Source organism: Gracilibacillus pellucidus, assembly GCF_033949965.1.
Classification (GTDB): domain Bacteria; phylum Bacillota; class Bacilli; order Bacillales; family Amphibacillaceae; genus Gracilibacillus; species Gracilibacillus pellucidus.
On the sequence record NZ_JAWZSR010000008.1, the window covers coordinates 132,033 to 150,641 of the forward strand.

Genomic DNA, 18,609 nt, shown 5'->3' on the forward strand with positions numbered 1-18,609 from the left:
AGAGTTTTAGATTTTAATGGTTTATTAACGAAATTTATTAGGAGTTGGGTTTTTTCCATTGTAATAAAATAATTTGGTATATATAAATATGAAGAAACAGGTCGGTATCGTTTGGAGTATTGAATAGAAAGGAAGTTACTCTTGTTATTCTTTTGTTATTATGCTATATTTTTGGTGAAAGAATGATCAAAAAAACTGTTTTTGTTCTACATAAAATCCACAAGTTTAATATATTTCACAATAATGAATGTCTATTTTTTGGCATTGTTTGGAGTGACCGATTTGAATGAAGTAAATATGTTTATTGCATTTGGTGCAGGTTTTTTATCCTTCATTTCTCCTTGTGTATTACCACTGTATCCTGCATTTCTCTCCTATATTACGGGAATGAGTGTAAGTGATATAAAAGAAGAAAAGGCAATGTTTAACTACAAAAGTATTCTCCACACTTTATTCTTTTTGTTGGGCTTTTCCAGTATCTTTATAGTTCTAGGATTTACAACAAGTTTTATTGGAGAGTTTTTAATTAGATGGGATAATTTAATTAGGCAGATCGGTGCGATATTAATTATCTTTTTCGGTCTTATTATTGTTGGTGCCTTGCAATTTGATTTTCTAATGAAGGAAAGAAAAGTACATTTCAAAAATAGACCGACAGGATTTATCGGTTCTTTCATTATAGGGATGGCATTTTCATTAGGATGGACACCTTGTACAGGACCAATTCTAATGGCGGTAATCTCTCTTGCGGCAGCAAATACGGAGATGGGGATCATCTTAATGACTGCTTATTCATTAGGTTTCTCTGTTCCATTTTTTATCCTTGCCTTCTTTATTGGTAAAATGAAGTGGATTAGAAATAATGCGCAAAAGTTAGTGAAAATAGGTGGATATGTCATGATTTTCATGGGATTCTTCTTATTTTTTGATTTAATGACAAAATTAACATCCTTTCTTGCGGGGCTATTTAATTTCACAGGATTTTAATTAGGTAAGTAAGAGATACTATAGATAGTTGGAGGAGATAGAATGGTAAAAACAAATGATTTAATCCTTAAAACGATGACTGTGCTAATAGCTTTTATCCTTTTTGGTTTTGCAGTCAATCTGTTCTTCGCAGGCCATAATGAACCCGGTGGTGGATTTATCGGCGGCTTAATGACTGCTGCAGCAATTGTCCTTATGTACATGGCATATGGAGAAAAGGCGGTAAATAAAATATTACCAGTTAATTACCGTACAATGATCAGTGTGGGTCTACTAATTGCTATTGCAACAGGTGTAGGTGCCTTTATTTTTGGTCAACCATTATTAAGTCAAACATTTGGCTATTTTCATGTACCTATCTTTGGTGAGATAGAGTTAGCAACAGCAATGCTATTTGACCTTGGAGTATATTTAACAGTTATTGGTGTTACAATGACCATTGTTTTAACTATTTCAAGTGATCGTTAAAAACATAAATGGAAACTTATCAGGAAGTTAGTTACCGTTTATCCCCTAGTTACCTTGTTTTGACTTGAGCGTTTGAAGTGGGGGGTACGGACATTTGCACTGTAAAAAAAGCTAATAAAATACGCAGCAAGTCACGGTTATCTCATATTACTACGTGTTCTTGCTGCGTATTTTTTATTACGGTAGTCTTCTGGTGAGTAGTTGAAATAATGCTCATAGTTGTTCACATCAATATTCTTCTCTTTTAATTTCTTTCTCAGAAATCGGTGATCGCGTTTCGGAGTAGCTATGATATAGCCTTGAATTAATATTTCTTGTGTGATGTTTTTCTCGTTTTTTTCTAAAGCAATTTGACCGACTTTTCCAGCGATTCGCTGTCGTGCTACATCTCGAAAAAGCTCTGGAACAGGTGAGACTAATTCTTCAAGAAGTGATTTTTCGCTCTCTTTCCAGAGGTGACGCGATTGTTCAATATAGTATTTTTCCCAATCTAAATCAGACTTTCCATCATCTTTTGGCAAACTTTTCAGAAATTTTCGAAACATAAAGAAGCCGCCAATAGCAATAAGTCCTAATAAAATAAAAGTCCATGTCATGATAAATAACATAAAAGATGAGGACATATGTTTTACACCTACCAATCTTCTTGGTTTAACTATTTTATTTCATGTAAAATTATAGTAAGATAACAATAAATCGTCAAATAAGGCATGATTATTTCTTTTGTTCATATAATTTACTAGATCGTTGATATTATAGCATAATTAGACTTTTACTAAAATTATTTTCAAACAAAAAAGTGGGGAGGTATAAAATTGCTGAATTATGTCGATCAACCAGAAAATGCTGATGCCGGTCCTGACAAAAATAAGATCATTAAGTTGTTTGACTTACCGAAAGATATTGTTGAAAAGATGGAAAATAATGGATTTGATATAGCGTGTATCAATAACTATTCTGGAAAGATTGAATATATATCAGATTCTGTACAAAAAGTACTTGGATTTAGTAAACAGGAAGCGATAGGACAAACTGTTTTTCGTTATATCATGCGAGATGATTTAATAAATATAAAAAACTATTTTGATATGAACAATCATAATGAACAGAAATTTTATATACATATTCGAAATCATATTGGGCGTTTTATAGTCTTTGAAATCATCCTACAAGTAATAGAATTTCAAGGTGAAAAAAAGGTCTTATCCTTATCTCGGGATATTTCTGACAAAAAGCAAGCTGAAGAAATGTTGATTCGATCTGAAAAAATGTCCATCGCTGGTCAATTAGCTGCTGGGATCGCACATGAAATTCGAAATCCACTTACTTCCTTGAAGGGCTTCGTTCAATTATTGCAAGGTGGTATCACAAATAAAGATGAGTATTATAAAATAATGATGGATGAGATTGATAAGATCAATGCAATCACATCAGAGTTGTTATTTATATCGAAACCGATGACAGATGAGAAGTGTAATGAAAATGTACAAATAATGCTGCAAGATGTCATTATTTTACTTCGAACGCAAGCTAATTTATATGATATCGATTTAGTGCTAGAGGTCCAAGGTGATTATATGGTTCATTGTGATAAGTCTCAGTTAAAGCAAGTGTTTATTAACTTAATAAAAAACGCAATCGAGGAAATGGCAAATGGAGGTATGATTCATGTTCAAGTCTATCGTAATGGGCAAGAATGTGTGATTTCTATTGCTGACCAAGGTCCTGGTATACCAAAACATCTCATCCATAAATTGAAAGAGCCTTTTTTTACAACGAAGAAGAATGGTACGGGTTTAGGATTGATGATTTCCAACCAAATTATCGATAATCATAATGGTAGATTAGAAATAAAATCGGAAAATGGAAAGGGAAGTACATTTAGCATATGCCTGCCTTTTTCTGAAGATTAAGTAATTTTGCTAGGTTTTATTAAGATAAAAAAGTCCGAGATACCCCCACGGCAAGATTCAAGTATAAACAAGAAGTTAAGTGGGGGATAAATCAGTGTTAGTTCCCTGGTAGAAGTCGTGCTTCATAATGAACAAAGGACGTTACATTATTAATTATTTTACTTATAAACCGATTTCATTTAAAATAGTATGGTGCATACTATATTACATAGTATTAAGAGATATGCAAGATCGGATTACGGTCTAACATTTTTAAGGGGGTAACTTGACGAAATGACAAATCAAAATCCATTTCAAGCTAAAAAGCAGTTTGAACTGAATGGTAAGAAGTATAACTATTACCAATTAAAAGCATTAGAAGAAGCAGGAATTGGTAATATTGATCGTCTACCATTTTCTATCCGTGTTTTACTTGAATCATTAATTCGTCAACATGATGGTCACGTAATTAAAGATGAGCATGTTAAAAGTCTAGTAAACTGGGGGAAAGAAGAAGGCGAGGATGTTCCTTTCAAGCCTTCACGTGTAATTTTGCAAGATTTTACAGGTGTACCTGCAGTAGTAGATTTAGCGTCATTACGTAAAGCAATGGTTGATATGGGTGGATCTCCAGACAAGATCAATCCAGAAGTACCTGTCGATCTTGTTATTGACCACTCTGTTCAGGTTGATGAGTATGGAACAAGAAATGCGTTACGCGCAAATATGGAATTAGAATTTGAACGTAATGCTGAACGTTATGAATTTTTAAACTGGGCACAAAAAGCATTTGATAACTATCGTGCAGTTCCACCTGCAACAGGAATTGTTCACCAAGTTAACTTAGAATATATTGCGAATGTTGTCCATGGAGTAGAAAATGCAAATGGAGAAGTTGAGGCCTTCCCTGATACACTTGTTGGTACGGATTCACATACGACAATGATTAATGGTTTAGGTGTGCTAGGATGGGGTGTTGGTGGTATTGAAGCGGAAGCAGGTATGCTTGGACAACCATCTTACTTCCCGCAACCAGATGTTATTGGTGTGAAATTTACAGGTAGCTTCCCTAATGGAACAACAGCTACTGACCTAGCATTGAAAGTAACACAAGTATTACGTGAGAAAAAGGTTGTTGGTAAGTTTGTAGAATTTTTCGGGCCTGGTCTTAAAGATATGCCGTTAGCTGATCGCGCTACTATTTCTAACATGGCTCCTGAATATGGAGCAACTTGTGGTTTCTTCCCAGTTGACGAAGAAGCGTTAAATTATCTTCGCTTAACGGGTAGAAGTGAAGAGCAAATTGCTTTAGTAGAAAAGTATTGTAAAGAAAATAGCTTATGGTATTCACCTGATCAAGCAGATGCAGATTTTACTGATCTAGTAGAAATTAATCTATCTGAATTAGAACCAAATCTTTCTGGTCCAAAACGTCCACAAGATTTAATTCCACTATCAAATATGAAGGATTCTTTCAATGAATCTATTACAGCTCCAGCTGGTAATCAAGGATTCGGTTTAGATGCTACAGAATTTGATAAAGAAGTGGAAATCAACCATGCAGATGGACGTCAATCAGTTATGAAAACAGGCGCTGTAGCAATCGCAGCCATTACTTCATGTACAAATACTTCTAACCCTTATGTTATGCTAGGGGCAGGTCTACTTGCGAAAAAAGCAGTAGAAAAAGGACTTGAAGTTCCAGCTTACGTGAAAACTTCATTAGCTCCAGGATCTAAGGTAGTTACAGGATACTTAGAAGACGCAGGTTTAATGCCATACCTAGATCAACTAGGATTTAATCTGGTAGGTTATGGATGTACAACGTGTATTGGTAACTCTGGTCCGTTACGTGAAGAAATTGAAAAAGCGATCGCTGATAATGATTTAACAGTGGCATCTGTTCTTTCTGGTAACCGAAACTTTGAAGGACGTATCCATCCATTTGTTAAGGCGAACTACTTAGCTTCACCACCTCTAGTAGTGGCATATGCATTAGCTGGAACAGTAGATATTGATCTGAAAAATGAGCCAATCGGTCAAGATGCAGATGGTAATGCTGTCTACTTTAATGATATTTGGCCATCAATGGATGAGATTCGTGAACAAGTAGAGAAAGTTGTAACACCAGAGATCTTCCGTGAACAATATAAAAACGTCTTTGATTCTAATGAAAAATGGAATGCAATTGAAACGACTGACGAGCCGTTATATTCATGGAATGATGATTCTACTTATATTCAAAATCCTCCGTTCTTTGAAGGACTTTCAAAAGAACCTGGTAAAGTAGAAGAATTATCTGGATTACGTGCAATCGGTAAATTTGGTGATTCTGTCACAACTGACCACATTTCACCAGCTGGAGCAATCGCAAAAGATATGCCAGCAGGTAGATACTTACAAGACAATGGCGTGTCACCTCGTCAGTTTAACTCTTATGGTTCTCGTCGTGGTAATCACGAAGTTATGATGCGTGGTACCTTTGCAAATATCCGTATCAAAAACCAATTAGCACCTGGAACAGAAGGTGGTTTCACTACTTACTGGCCAACTGGTGATGTAATGCCAATCTATGATGCGGCAATGAAATATCAACAAGATAACACAGGACTTGTTGTACTTGCTGGTAATGATTATGGTATGGGAAGTTCACGTGACTGGGCTGCCAAAGGTACAAACTTATTAGGTATTAAGACAGTTATTGCACAGAGCTTCGAACGTATTCACCGTTCTAACCTAGTTATGATGGGTGTTCTTCCATTGCAATTTAAAGAAGGTGAAGGAGCAGATTCCTTAGGATTAACTGGTGAAGAAACATTTGAAATAAAAATTGACGAAACAGTTAAACCACGTGATATCGTAAAAGTTAAAGCAACTGCAAAAGACGGTAAAGTAACAGAATTTGAAGTAGTGGCACGCTTTGAAAGTGAAGTAGAAGTAGACTACTATCGCCACGGTGGCATCCTTCAAATGGTATTACGTAATAAACTAGCTTAATAGATAGAAAGAAAAAGATAGCTCGCACATGAGCTATCTTTTTTTGTGAAGAGAAGTATTAATACTAGCCTCTGCTACAGTGTTTCTTCAAAAACACTTTTGTATTAAAAATCGAAAAAAGAGAAGAGTAACCACTCGGTCACGTATACATGGAAACACATTATCTCAATATGCATATTGTATTTTCACAGTCTAAAAGCGATAGTCTCCTGTGGGCTAGACTTTTTCCCATTCTATTGTTGATGAGTGCTTGCATAAGCTCCGACAAAACACTACGCTTTCACCCTCTGGGCACAAGTGCAACATCTACTCAAGCAAAGAACGCTCTCGTAGTGTTTTCTATGCTGCTCGGTACGGCTTCATCTAACTTTGTGAAGAAAACCACTTTTTCAACCGTTCTTGTTGAAAAAGTTAGTTGAAGACAAGCCCGTGGCATAGAAAACACTATGAAAGCGGAGTATTCTGACGTAGCGATAAGTTATCCACTATCTACGAAGAGAATGGGTGAGCGCGTTTCATGGAATAATTAACATGAGTTACCGCCCATTTTCGTTTTTAGACTTCGTAAGTGTTAGCGAATGTTATCAGGTAGTTATAAAAGAGTGTTAAGTACCTTCTTGGGTTTAGTATTCTGTAAGTTTCTATAATTAGACGATACAACCGTTATCTTATATAATAGGAATTAGCGCTATTCGTAAAGGATGAGAATGATGTGGAAAAGTATTATATCTGTAACGATCGTTTTAATATTAGTTGGTATCGTATTTGTTACGAATTTTACTGATATGTTTGATAAACAAGCTGATCCGAATATAGTCGATGTTACAGGGGACACATCGATTGATGGTGTAACGATTACTGCGCCAAATGCGGAGCAAATACAAGTAGGAAATAATGCGCCGTCTTTTCAATTACCAGATTTGAATGGTAATGAAGTGGAAGCATTTGACGTAGAGCAAGAGTACATATTATTAAATTTTTGGGCAACATGGTGTAAACCTTGTACGGAAGAAATGCCTGATTTACAAGCCTTTGAAGAGGCTAATCAAGCAACCATCAAAGTAGTGGCAGTTAACACAACAAATAGTGAAACTTCGGTAGATAAAGTGAAATCATTTGTGGATGATGGTGACTTCGATTTTACGATTTTGTTAGATGAGGATAATACGGTGTATGACCATTATGCTATTGTTGGCATGCCTACCTCATTTATTATCCGAAATAGCGACCGACAAGTAATGGCGAGAGTTAATGGAGCCATGTCACTAGAGCAAATGCAAACACAGTTAGAACAAATAGAGAAAGAGAATTGATCGGAAGGTGTATGTGTGTGTCGACAAAAGAATTACAAAAGATAGAAGAGAACATAAAGAGCTGGCAATCATTTGATGAGACTCCGCCATATAATGAAATTGAAATTCTAAGAATATTAGATAAAGTTGAACAAGCGTCTATTTCATTGGATGCGGATGCTGAAGCAATTTTATTTAGTATGCTTACATTTTATCGATTAAAAAGAAATGTAGCAGATGACCATCTAAATAAACAGTTAGATTTACTAAATAATAAGAGTGAGCATCCTATGGTTACGGGGGTTCAAGCGTTAAAGCATTATTTAGGTATCTTTCAAGAAATGAAAGAGACTGACTTAAGTCAGTTTCAAATTCGGGAAACAGATTTTGATCCGGTAAAACTGAAAAAGGTAAAAGGACTTTTAGCTGAAATGGAACGGTTATCCAAGCTGAAAAATCATCAGTTAAACGGAACAGACAAACTAAAAAAGGCGTATGACCAGATTTTTGAACAAATTGAATGGATAGAAGATGTGGCAGAAACAATGGTATATGCTTTAGAGAATCGAAAATCAACCAAAGATATTCAACCATATAATGAAGCTATGGATAAGCTAAAATATCAAATGGCTCTTTTTTATAATGAATTACCTTCTTTCATCAAAGAAAAGACAAGTACAGATCCTTTGGATGAACTAACAAGCATGGTTGGGCTTCATCAAGTGAAAGATTACATTAATCGCTATTATCAATATTTAAAATACCAGCAGGAACGAAAGAAAGCCGGTTTCCAAATGGTTGATGAACAAGGGTTAAATATGGTGATAACAGGTAATCCGGGAACTGGTAAGACAACGATAGCTCGATTGCTTGCTAATATCTATTATCGTCTTGGCTTATTAGAGACAAATGAAGTAGTGGAAGTGAATAGATCACAATTAGTTGGTTCATTTATGGGACAAAGTGAGGAGAATACGCTGAACTATGTAAAGAAAGCATTAGGCGGTGTGCTTTTTATTGATGAAGCTTATAATTTAAAACGAGAAGACCAAACTGGTAATGACTATGGACAAGCTGTTATTGATACACTAGTTTCAAGTATGACGAGTAATGAATATGCGAATAAATTTGCAGTGATTATGGCAGGTTATCCTGAAGAAATGGAACATTTTTTATGGGCAAATCAAGGCTTGAGAAGTCGTTTTCCGGAGGGGAATTTTATACAACTACCTGATTTTTCTAATGAAGAGTTGCTACAAATCGCTGAAGAAGCCGCACTTAATAATGATTACTTTTTCACAGAAGAAGCGAGACATCGATTCTTATCATTAATTGATAAATCACGAGTAGATGAATCATTCGGTAATGCTCGAACAGTAAAGGATTTAGTGTTGAAAGTTATTTTTCATATAGGTGCTAATCACTCTTTACCATTAAAGGAAAATTGGTTGTCACACATGCGGATAACTGAACACGATATCGCAGCATTAGATGATCAACAAGAATCTACAGAGCCAATAAATCAATTAGAACAGTTAATCGGCCTCGATAATGTAAAAGAAGAAGTAAAAAAATTATCTGCTTTTGTTCAAGTACAACAAAAGCGTAAAGCTAGACAACTACCAACCGTCCCCATCCAATTACATTCAGTTTTTTCAGGAAATCCTGGTACGGGAAAAACAACGGTCGCAAAAATATTTGCACAAATTCTAAAGCAATGTGGCTTGCTAAAACGTGGACATTTAGTTGTAGCATCTAGAAGTGATCTCGTTGCTGGTTTTGTCGGTCAAACTGCGATAAAGACGAAAAATAAGATAAGAGAAGCACTAGGTGGTGTGCTATTTATCGATGAAGCCTATTCCTTGTTCCGTGGTGAAAAGGACTTTGGAAAAGAAGCTATTGATACATTAGTAGATGAAATGACCAAGCATAATGAGAACCTAGTTGTGATCCTTGCTGGTTATAAAAATGAAATGGAACGGTTCATAGCAAGTAACCCAGGGCTAGAATCAAGATTTAAAAAATATTTCCATTTTGAGGATTATTCTACCGAGGAATTATTGGAAATGATTGATTATCATGTCGAGACATTCCAATATCAATTAGATAATGAGGTAATGGAATATGTAACAGAGCAATTAGAGAACGCAACAATAAGAGGTAACGGACGTTTTGTTGTGAATTTAGTCAATGAAGCTATTCAATATCAAGCATTGCGACTAGGAGACGTAGAAGAGACAGTAGAGCAACTAGAGCTTTTAACGAAAAAAGATTTTGAATTAGCATGGAAATCTGTAAGGAGGACGAAGGAAGCATGAAAGTAACGACACCAATTAAAGTAAGATACCAGGAAACAGATCAGATGGGAGTTGTCTACCATGCGAATTATCTAATCTGGTTTGAAATAGGTAGAACAGATTTTGTCGAAAATTTAGGTTTCAAATATCATGAAATGGAAGCAGATGGAGTTGTTTCTCCAGTGGTTGATGCGAATATTCAATTTAAGCAACCGATTCGTTACGGAGATGATGCCTATGTAGAAACATGGTTAGAAAAATATAATGGTATTCGTACAACGTATGGTTATCGTATTACAAATCAAGATGGAGAAGTAGCTGTAACAGGTGAGACACAACACGTGATTGTAAATAAAGATACTTTTCGTCCATTATCACTAAAAAAACAATTTCCTAATTGGCATCAAGCCTATCAAAAAGCTTTAGAAAGCGCGGAATAATTATGGCATTTGGAATTGATAGAGCTATATTAAAGGCTTGGAAGACAAGTGTACGTAATGGTGAGATATCATTTTTAACACATTATTGGTTAGACGATCGTTTTCCTGGCTGTACAACTGTTACAAAAGTAGGTTGTGCCGATTATGAAAAGCTAATTGCGTGGGGGAAACAGTACGGATTGCAAAAAGAGTGGATACACAACGATCCAAAATTTCCTCACTTTGATCTCTTTGGTGAAACACAAAAGGACATCTTAACCAAAGAAGAGCAATGGGAGCAAATAGACCGTTTCCGACTATGATTGAAAATCATTTTTACAAATGAACTTTCCTCGTAACATGGCGCTTATTTCCCAAAATAGATGTGTGTAACCATTTATTTTTGTTTATAAACGAAAAAAACGTTCAGTGCATTCGCTATCTGAACGTTTTTTCTTACTCATTTTCTTTATCGTTACTGTCTTTTTTTATCGGTACAGGATCAAAGCCGCCTGGATGAAACGGATGGCATTTTAGAATCCGTTTCACTGATAAATAGCTAGCTTTGAACACATTATAGTGCCTAAAACATTCTAAGCTATATTGTGAGCATGTCGGTTGAAACCTACATGTTGGTGGGAACATCGGACTAATAAATCGTTGATAAAAACGAATGAGTAACATAATGATTTTTTTCACGATAATCACCTATGCGTGAAGTGCTTTATCGTATGTGATAGAAGCTATTGCATCATGTAAATGAATCGACTCTTCATTTTCACATGTTACAGTAAATTTATTAACAAATGGCATTTCATATAAATCAGCTGCAACTAGGCGAACCATATCTTCCACAAAACGAGGGTTTTCATATGCTTGTTCTGTTACCATTTTTTCATCTGGTCGTTTTAACACTGGATGAATTCGCGCACTTGCATTACTTTCTGCCGCTTCAAGCAAAGCATACTTCCAATCCACTTCTTCATTGTATTCACTGGATAAATCTACAGTCATTGTAACATTACCACGTTGATTATGGGCGCTGTACTCACTTATTTCTTTTGAACAAGGGCAAAGTGTCGTAATCGTTCCTTTTAATGAAACAGTAATTTGGTAGCCTGCATGCTTATCATATAAAATAGTGATTTCTGCATCTGCATGATTCATTCCGGGCATATCAGAAGCAGGGCCACTACGCTCAAAAAACCAAGGAAATGAAACAGTTAATTGATTATCATCTTGTTCTAAACGTTCTGCCATATCTTTTGTAAATGCTTTTAATGAAGCGATAGAAATATCAAATGGGTTGCCTTTACTATATAGTTGAATCATTTCTGTAAAGCGACTCATGTTTGTCCCTTTATGATTTTGCTTAATAGAAGAAGTCATTTTAAAGGTACCAACTGTTGTTTGTGTTTCAGGCTTCATTTTGCTGGATACTTGTACAGGGTGCTTCACATTGGAAATACCAACTTGATTTATATCAAATAAAAAATCTTTATGTGTGTTTTGTAAATCAGGCATTTTTTCTTTTTCAGTAGGCTTTATTTTTTCGCCTGGTTCAACTGAGCCAAATAATTTATGTCTCTCTTCTTTAGTTGGCAGTTGTTTTGCACTAAACTCTTTCATGATTGTACCCCTTTCGTGATCAACTATATCAAAGTATACTTAATCTTCAATGAATATTCAATTTATAAAACTTATTATGTAGGGACATAAGAAGAAAAAAAGAATCTAACAGTTAAGTTAGATCCTTTTACATCCATTTAATTTTAGGTTCTGTTTTATTAATAATTCGTTTAATATTTGCTTTGTGTCGATAAATAACGAATGCGGTTAAAAGGGATGTAACAATCATTAATCCCAGATCACGTTGTATAATCGTTACAATGATTGTAATAATACCTGTCACCATTGAAGCAAGAGACACATATTTAGATAAGTAAAGAATAATTAGAAAGCTAGCAATCATAATCGCAAATAATAATGGGTTCACTCCTAAGATAACACCAGCAGAGGTAGCCACTGCTTTGCCACCTTTAAATTTTGCGAATATAGGAAGCATGTGTCCAACAACTGCAAATACTCCAATAGCAAGTGGATAAACACTATCAATTTGAAAAATAATCGGTAAAGTAGCTGCTAATGTACCTTTTAAAATATCAACTACTGTAACAATAATACCAGCTTTTATACCAAGAACCCGAAAGGTATTAGTAGCACCCAGATTACCACTTCCATGTTCTCTAATATCCTTCTGATAGCCGAGTTTACCTACAATTAGTCCTGTTGGTATAGAACCTAGTAAATAGGCAAGAATGATAAAAATAATATACTCCATCGTCAAACTCCTTAAAAAAATGATATGATTACATTTGTCCTTTTCGTATAAGCTAACCATCTAAAACGGACTGTTGCTAAGTATGATGGATAGAAACTCTACTATATTTTAGCACGTTGTTATGAAAAAAAGTACAGTCATTATGAATATTTTTATTTATTTTACAGAATGTGCTTTGGTTAACATGTTAAAATAGAAATAATGGTAGATGAAAAAGGAGAGTTTACACGACATAAAACAGAAGCTTACCTAGCAAAAACTGGTTAATTTCATGTATACTTTTATACATAGTTACTTGCGTAAATGTTTATTCAGTGGTTTAATCAATAAAAATGAGGTGTTTGGAAATGACACATACTAATGAACAACAATTAATGAAAAAAATACTAGAGAAAACAAAAACAATTGCAGTGGTTGGATTATCAGATAATCCGTCACGAACATCCTTTCAAATTGCACATGCAATGCAACAAGTAGGGTATCGAATTATTCCGGTTAATCCGAATGTAGAAGAAGTTTTGGGAGAAAAAGCATATGCTACATTAACAGATGTTAAAGAACCATATGAAACGGTCAACATTTTCAGAAAATCATCTGCATTAAAAGAACTAGCAACAGAAATTGTTCAAACAGATGCTTCCTATGTTTGGATGCAACAAGGTGTTTCTGATGAGGAAGCATATAATTATTTAACAGAACATAATAAAGAAGTAATTATGGATCAATGTATAAAAGTGGCCCACTCCATTTTAATAAAATAGCTTTACAAATAAGAATATATGTTCTATATTTTAGTTATAGTGGTAGTGCAGGGAAGGAGTTTCGAGTAAGTAATGAGCAACAATACAATGTATAATGACGATTCGATTCAAGTTTTAGAAGGATTAGAAGCTGTTAGAAAAAGACCAGGTATGTATATTGGTAGTACGGATGCCAGAGGTTTGCATCACCTCGTCTTTGAAATAGTAGATAATTCAGTTGATGAAGCGCTATCCGGCTTTGGTGAAGCGATTACGGTAACGATTCATCCAGATCAAAGTATTACGGTAAAAGATAATGGGCGAGGGATGCCAACGGGGATGCACCAAACAGGTCGACCAACGCCAGAAGTCATTTTAACTGTACTACATGCAGGCGGTAAATTCGGTCAAGGCGGATATAAAACAAGTGGTGGTCTACACGGTGTAGGTGCATCCGTTGTAAATGCCTTATCGGAGTGGCTCGAAGTTACGATAGAACGTGATGGTTCAGTCTTTCATCAGCGTTTTGAAAATGGTGGAAAACCAGTAACGACCTTAGAGAAAAAAGGAAAAACAAGAAAGACTGGTACAACTATTTCCTTTAAGCCAGATTCAACTATTTTCTCGACGATAACCTATCAGTTTGACATTTTAGCGGAAAGATTAAGGGAAGCTGCCTTCTTATTAAAAGGAATTACGATCCAATTAATTGATGAAAGAAATGAACGAGTTGAAGAAACATACCATTATCCAGATGGGTTAAAAGAGTTCGTCTCGTACTTAAATGAAGAAAAAGATGTACTTCACGAGGTTGTCGCTTTTGAAGGGGAACAACAAGAGATGGAATTAGACTTTGCCTTTCAATATAATGATGGCTTTACGGAAAATATTTTATCTTTCGTTAACAATGTGCGGACAAAAGATGGTGGAACACACGAATCTGGTGCAAAATCAGCTATCACAAGGATTGTGAATGATTATGCACGGAAAGTAAATCTTTTAAAAGAAAAAGATAAAAATTTAGAAGGTAACGATATTCGTGAAGGCTTTACAGCTGTAATTTCTATTAAAGTTCCTGAAGAGAAATTGCAATTCGAAGGCCAAACGAAAGGTAAGCTTGGAACTGCGGAGGCGCGTTCTGCTGTTGATGTAATTGTGGCAGAACATTTGCTTTATTTTCTTGAAGAAAACCCAGATGTCGCTTCGATGTTGATTAAGAAAGGAATTCGTGCGAGAGATGCGCGTTTAGCTGCTCGTAAAGCGCGAGAAGAAGCTCGAAGTGGCAAGAAAAAACGTCGGAAAGATGCCTTGTTAAGTGGTAAACTTACACCGGCACAATCTAGAAACCCAGACAAAAATGAATTATATCTTGTCGAGGGTGATTCTGCGGGTGGTTCAGCCAAACAAGGACGTGATAGAAAGTTTCAAGCAGTCCTTCCTTTAAGAGGTAAGGTTGTTAATACGGAAAAAGCGAAACTTGTAGATATTATGAAAAATGAAGAAATCTCAACGATTATTCATACGATTGGTGCAGGGGTCGGCACGGAATTTTCTATAGATGATGTCCAATATAACAAAATTGTAATTATGACAGATGCTGATACAGATGGTGCACACATTCAAATATTATTACTTACGTTCTTTTATCGATATATGCGACCGTTAATTGAGGCTGGAAAAGTATTTATTGCGTTACCACCTTTATATCAGATATCTAAAGGCAAAGGTGCTAAGGCGCAAATAGAGTATTGCTGGACGGAAGATGAACTGCAAGAAGTGACTAAAAAATTCAAGAATGGTTACCATTTGCAACGTTATAAAGGACTTGGCGAGATGAATGCAGATCAATTATGGGAAACAACGATGAATCCTGAAACTCGTACGTTAATTCGAGTAACAATTGATGATCTAGCTAGAGCTGAACGCAGAGTCACAACCTTGATGGGTGATAAAGTCGAACCAAGACGTAAATGGATTGAGTCCAACGTACAATTTACGCTTGAAGAAGACGACAATATTATTGATAATGAAAATATTCAAATTTAAGGCTTTTAGGAGGAATTTCGTTGGCAGTAGAGGAAAAGTATTTAGATCTACCCTTAGAGGACGTCATGGGAGATCGATTTGGACGATATAGTAAATATATTATTCAGGATCGTGCATTGCCAGATGCACGAGATGGTTTAAAACCAGTACAACGGAGAATTCTCTATGCAATGCATGAAGAGAAGAATACACATGATAAGCCGTTCCGAAAATCAGCCAAAACAGTAGGTACTGTTATCGGTAATTATCATCCACATGGTGACTCGTCTGTATACGATGCAATGGTGCGATTGAGTCAAACTTGGAAACTAAGAAATGTATTGGTCGAAATGCATGGTAATAACGGTAGTGTCGATGGTGACCCACCAGCAGCAATGCGTTATACGGAGGCACGTTTATCAGCTATTGCATCTGAAATGTTACGTGATATTGATAAAGAAACAGTTGATTATATTCCGAACTTCGATGATTCCATTGATGAGCCTGTTGTTTTACCAGCAAGAATACCGAATCTGTTAGTGAACGGATCTACAGGTATATCTGCTGGTTATGCAACAGAGATTCCCCCACATAATTTAGGGGAAGTCATTGATGCTATTATCAAGCGTTTAGATAAACCATCTGTAACGATCGAGGAATTGTTAGAAATTATTAAAGGACCAGATTTCCCAACTGGTGGAATTATTCAAGGATATGAAGGTCTGAAGAAAGCTTATCAAACTGGTAAAGGTAAAGTAGTTGTGCGTGGGAAAGCAACTATTGAACCATTAAAGGGTAACCGAGAACAAATAGTCATTGATGAAATTCCGTATGAAGTAAATAAAGCTGCTCTAGTTAAACGAATGGATGAATTGCGAATTGATCGCAAAGTTGAAGGTATTGCAGAAGTTCGTGATGAAACAGATAGAACAGGTTTAAGAATTGTTGTAGAGTTGAAAAAGAACGCAGATAGTCAAGGTGTATTGAATTATCTATATAAAAATACAGACTTACAAATTACTTATCATTTTAATATGGTTGCTATCAAAGATAAAACGCCACAATTATTGAATTTAACACAAATGATTGATGCTTATGTCAATCACCAAAAAGAAGTGGTGACTAGGCAGACGAGATTTGATTTAAATAAGGCAGAGAAACGAGCACATATCGTTGAAGGACTTATTAAAGCCGTTTCGATCTTAGATGAACTTATTCAAACGATCCGCGCATCAAAAGATAAGCAAGATGCGAAAAAACGAATCATGCAAGCGTATGGTTTTACAGAAATACAAGCAGAGGCAATTGTGACGTTACAATTGTATCGTTTAACGAATACGGATATTACTGCTTTGGAAAAAGAAGCAGCAGAACTTGAAGAAGCGGTTAAAAAATATCAATTAATTCTTTCTGACGAGAAGAATTTATTAGCTGTTATCAAAAAAGATTTAAGAAATATGAAGAAATCATATGCAGAAGCTCGTCGTACTAAAGTAGAAAAAGAAATCGAAGAGTTGAAAATTAATGTTGAAGTAACAGTTGCTAGTGAAGATGTGATTACATCTGTAACAGAACAAGGTTACTTAAAACGCACAAGCATACGATCCTATACGGCTTCTAGTGATGAAGATTTTTCGATGAAAGAAGATGACCATTTAATTTCCTTGTTAGAATTAAATACAACGGATCATCTACTGTTGTTTACGAATAAAGGGCGTTATATGCCAATACCAGTTCACCAATTACCGGATATTCGGTGGAAGGAATTAGGTCAACATATATCTAATATTGCGTCAATCGATAAAGATGAAACGATTGTTAAGGCAATACCTATTCGTCATTTTGAGAAAAACAAATATCTTATCTTCTTCACTAAAAATGGTATGGTAAAGAAAACAACGTTGGACCAATATCAGTCACAACGTTTTTCTAGACCGCTAATAGCTTTAAACTTAAAAAATGATGATCAGTTAGTGAATGTATATGAAACTGATGGTAAACAAGATATTTTCATTGCTACAAATAAAGGTTATGGCCTTTGGTATAATGAATCCGAAGTAACCCCAATTGGCCAGCGTGCTTCTGGAGTCAAAGCTATCCAGTTGAAAGACGATGAATTTGTTGTCAATGCAGTAATGATGAATGAAAATAATGAGAAGCGACATTTATTCGTTATGACACAACGTGGTGCATGTAAACAAATGACGGTTAATCGATTTGAAAAGTCAGCTCGTGCGAAAAAAGGATTAGTTATGCTAAGAGAACTAAAATCAAAACCACACCGAATTGTCGGATTTGATATTGTGACAGATGCTGATGTCATGACAATGATAACAGCAAAAGGTGAACGTCATGAAGTAAAACCAACAGACTTACCATTAAGTGATCGCTACAGTAATGGTTCATATGTAATAGATACAGACATCGAAGGAGAAGTAATAAATATCAAGTCAAAACAAGAACTAACGAAAGTTTTTGAAGACGAAAAAGAATAAAAATAGAACTAGCAAAAAGGTTCCGTCCATCGTTTTGATGGACGGAACCTTTTTTCACTTAGTTACATTGTAGAGAAAGAATATTTAAGACAATACCTTTCATAGAGTTATGTCCATGAGACAGGTTATCACGGACATAACTATCTCTTTTCCAAGATTTATGTCCATGAGACGGCTTATCATAGACATAACTATCTCTTTTCCAAGATTTATGTCCATGAGACGGCTTATCATAGACATAACTATCTCTTTTCCAAGATTTATGTCCATGAGACGGCTTATCATAGACATAACTATCTCTTTTTCAAGAGTTATGTCCATGAGGTGGCTTATCATAGACATAACTATCTCTTTTCCAAGAGTTATGTCCATGAGGCGACTTATCATAGACATAACTATCTCTTTTTCAAGATTTATGTCCATGAGACGACTTATCATAGACATAACTATCTCTTTTTCAAGAGTTATGTCCATGAGGTGGCTTATCATAGACATAACTTTCTCTTTTCCAAGAGTTATGTCCATGAGCAAACTCCAGTTAGCATACATCCTTCATTTAATGTAGCATTCTCTTCTCTATAAATAGTTGGGAATTAATTATACCAAAGTTCATCCTAGCGATTTTTCCGAAAAATCAGTATAATTGAGAAAAAACA

Annotated in this window: 16 protein-coding genes; 11 read left to right on the forward strand and 5 right to left on the reverse strand. The window is 35.4% G+C overall.

The features are described 5' to 3' along the window. The first annotated feature begins 282 nt into the window (after positions 1–282). Together SH601_RS13710 and SH601_RS13715 are read left to right on the forward strand one after the other, a co-directional pair. Positions 283–987 (forward strand): cytochrome c biogenesis CcdA family protein, encoded by a 705-nt coding sequence (locus tag SH601_RS13710; RefSeq protein ID WP_319958898.1) that lies wholly within the window; start codon positions 283–285, stop codon positions 985–987. 42 nt (positions 988–1,029) lie between these two features. Continuing rightward, positions 1,030–1,455, forward strand: coding sequence for a Na(+)/H(+) antiporter subunit B (locus SH601_RS13715; protein WP_319958899.1), 426 nt, complete (start codon positions 1,030–1,032; stop codon positions 1,453–1,455). 137 nt (positions 1,456–1,592) lie between these two features. Here SH601_RS13715 and SH601_RS13720 read toward each other — a convergent pair whose 3' ends face one another. Further along, positions 1,593–2,078 (reverse strand): DUF2621 domain-containing protein, encoded by a 486-nt coding sequence (locus tag SH601_RS13720; RefSeq protein WP_319958900.1) that lies wholly within the window; start codon positions 2,076–2,078, stop codon positions 1,593–1,595. A 192-nt stretch (positions 2,079–2,270) separates the two neighbouring features. Here SH601_RS13720 and SH601_RS13725 point away from each other — a divergent pair, with 192 nt between their 5' ends. From SH601_RS13725 to SH601_RS13750, 6 genes are all read left to right on the forward strand, one after another. Further along, entirely contained in the window at positions 2,271–3,368 is a 1,098-nt protein-coding gene (locus SH601_RS13725; protein WP_319958901.1) for an ATP-binding protein, read from the forward strand. Between the two features lie 273 nt (positions 3,369–3,641). Continuing rightward, positions 3,642–6,344 (forward strand): aconitate hydratase AcnA, encoded by a 2,703-nt coding sequence (acnA, locus tag SH601_RS13730; protein ID WP_319958902.1) that lies wholly within the window; start codon positions 3,642–3,644, stop codon positions 6,342–6,344. Between the two features lie 710 nt (positions 6,345–7,054). Continuing rightward, on the forward strand, positions 7,055–7,657 hold the full coding sequence (locus tag SH601_RS13735) for a redoxin domain-containing protein (RefSeq protein ID WP_319958903.1): 603 nt from the start codon (positions 7,055–7,057) through the stop codon (positions 7,655–7,657). A 17-nt stretch (positions 7,658–7,674) separates the two neighbouring features. Further along, positions 7,675–9,954: an AAA family ATPase gene (locus tag SH601_RS13740; RefSeq protein WP_319958904.1), complete on the forward strand. Its 2,280-nt coding sequence runs from the start codon at positions 7,675–7,677 to the stop codon at positions 9,952–9,954. Then, a complete protein-coding gene (locus tag SH601_RS13745; protein ID WP_319958905.1) occupies positions 9,951–10,373 on the forward strand; it encodes an acyl-CoA thioesterase in 423 nt (140 codons plus the stop codon). Before SH601_RS13740 ends, SH601_RS13745 begins: the two co-directional genes overlap by 4 nt. Before the next feature lie 2 nt (positions 10,374–10,375). Beyond that, complete coding sequence (locus SH601_RS13750; RefSeq protein WP_319958906.1) at positions 10,376–10,675, forward strand: hypothetical protein; 300 nt, start codon at positions 10,376–10,378, stop codon at positions 10,673–10,675. A 133-nt stretch (positions 10,676–10,808) separates the two neighbouring features. Here SH601_RS13750 and yidD read toward each other — a convergent pair whose 3' ends face one another. From yidD to plsY, 3 genes are all read right to left on the reverse strand, one after another. Beyond that, positions 10,809–11,054: a membrane protein insertion efficiency factor YidD gene (gene yidD, locus SH601_RS13755; protein ID WP_319958943.1), complete on the reverse strand. Its 246-nt coding sequence runs from the start codon at positions 11,052–11,054 to the stop codon at positions 10,809–10,811. Between the two features lie 6 nt (positions 11,055–11,060). Then, a complete protein-coding gene (folE2, locus tag SH601_RS13760; RefSeq protein WP_319958907.1) occupies positions 11,061–11,981 on the reverse strand; it encodes a GTP cyclohydrolase FolE2 in 921 nt (306 codons plus the stop codon). Positions 11,982–12,108: 127 nt separating this feature from the next. Further along, entirely contained in the window at positions 12,109–12,693 is a 585-nt protein-coding gene (gene plsY, locus SH601_RS13765; RefSeq protein ID WP_319958908.1) for a glycerol-3-phosphate 1-O-acyltransferase PlsY, read from the reverse strand. 347 nt (positions 12,694–13,040) lie between these two features. Between plsY and SH601_RS13770 the strand changes: the two genes are divergently transcribed. The 3 genes from SH601_RS13770 (at position 13,041) to parC (ending at position 17,953) form a co-directional block, all read left to right on the forward strand. Further along, positions 13,041–13,454: a CoA-binding protein gene (locus SH601_RS13770; RefSeq protein ID WP_319958909.1), complete on the forward strand. Its 414-nt coding sequence runs from the start codon at positions 13,041–13,043 to the stop codon at positions 13,452–13,454. A 72-nt stretch (positions 13,455–13,526) separates the two neighbouring features. Further along, a complete protein-coding gene (parE, locus tag SH601_RS13775; protein ID WP_319958910.1) occupies positions 13,527–15,479 on the forward strand; it encodes a DNA topoisomerase IV subunit B in 1,953 nt (650 codons plus the stop codon). A gap of 20 nt (positions 15,480–15,499) precedes the next feature. Then, positions 15,500–17,953 (forward strand): DNA topoisomerase IV subunit A, encoded by a 2,454-nt coding sequence (gene parC, locus SH601_RS13780; protein ID WP_319958911.1) that lies wholly within the window; start codon positions 15,500–15,502, stop codon positions 17,951–17,953. Between the two features lie 99 nt (positions 17,954–18,052). Here the strand turns inward: parC and SH601_RS13785 are convergent, their stop codons facing one another. Further along, a complete protein-coding gene (locus tag SH601_RS13785) occupies positions 18,053–18,478 on the reverse strand; it encodes a hypothetical protein (RefSeq protein ID WP_319958912.1) in 426 nt (141 codons plus the stop codon). Positions 18,479–18,609: the final 131 nt, after the last annotated feature.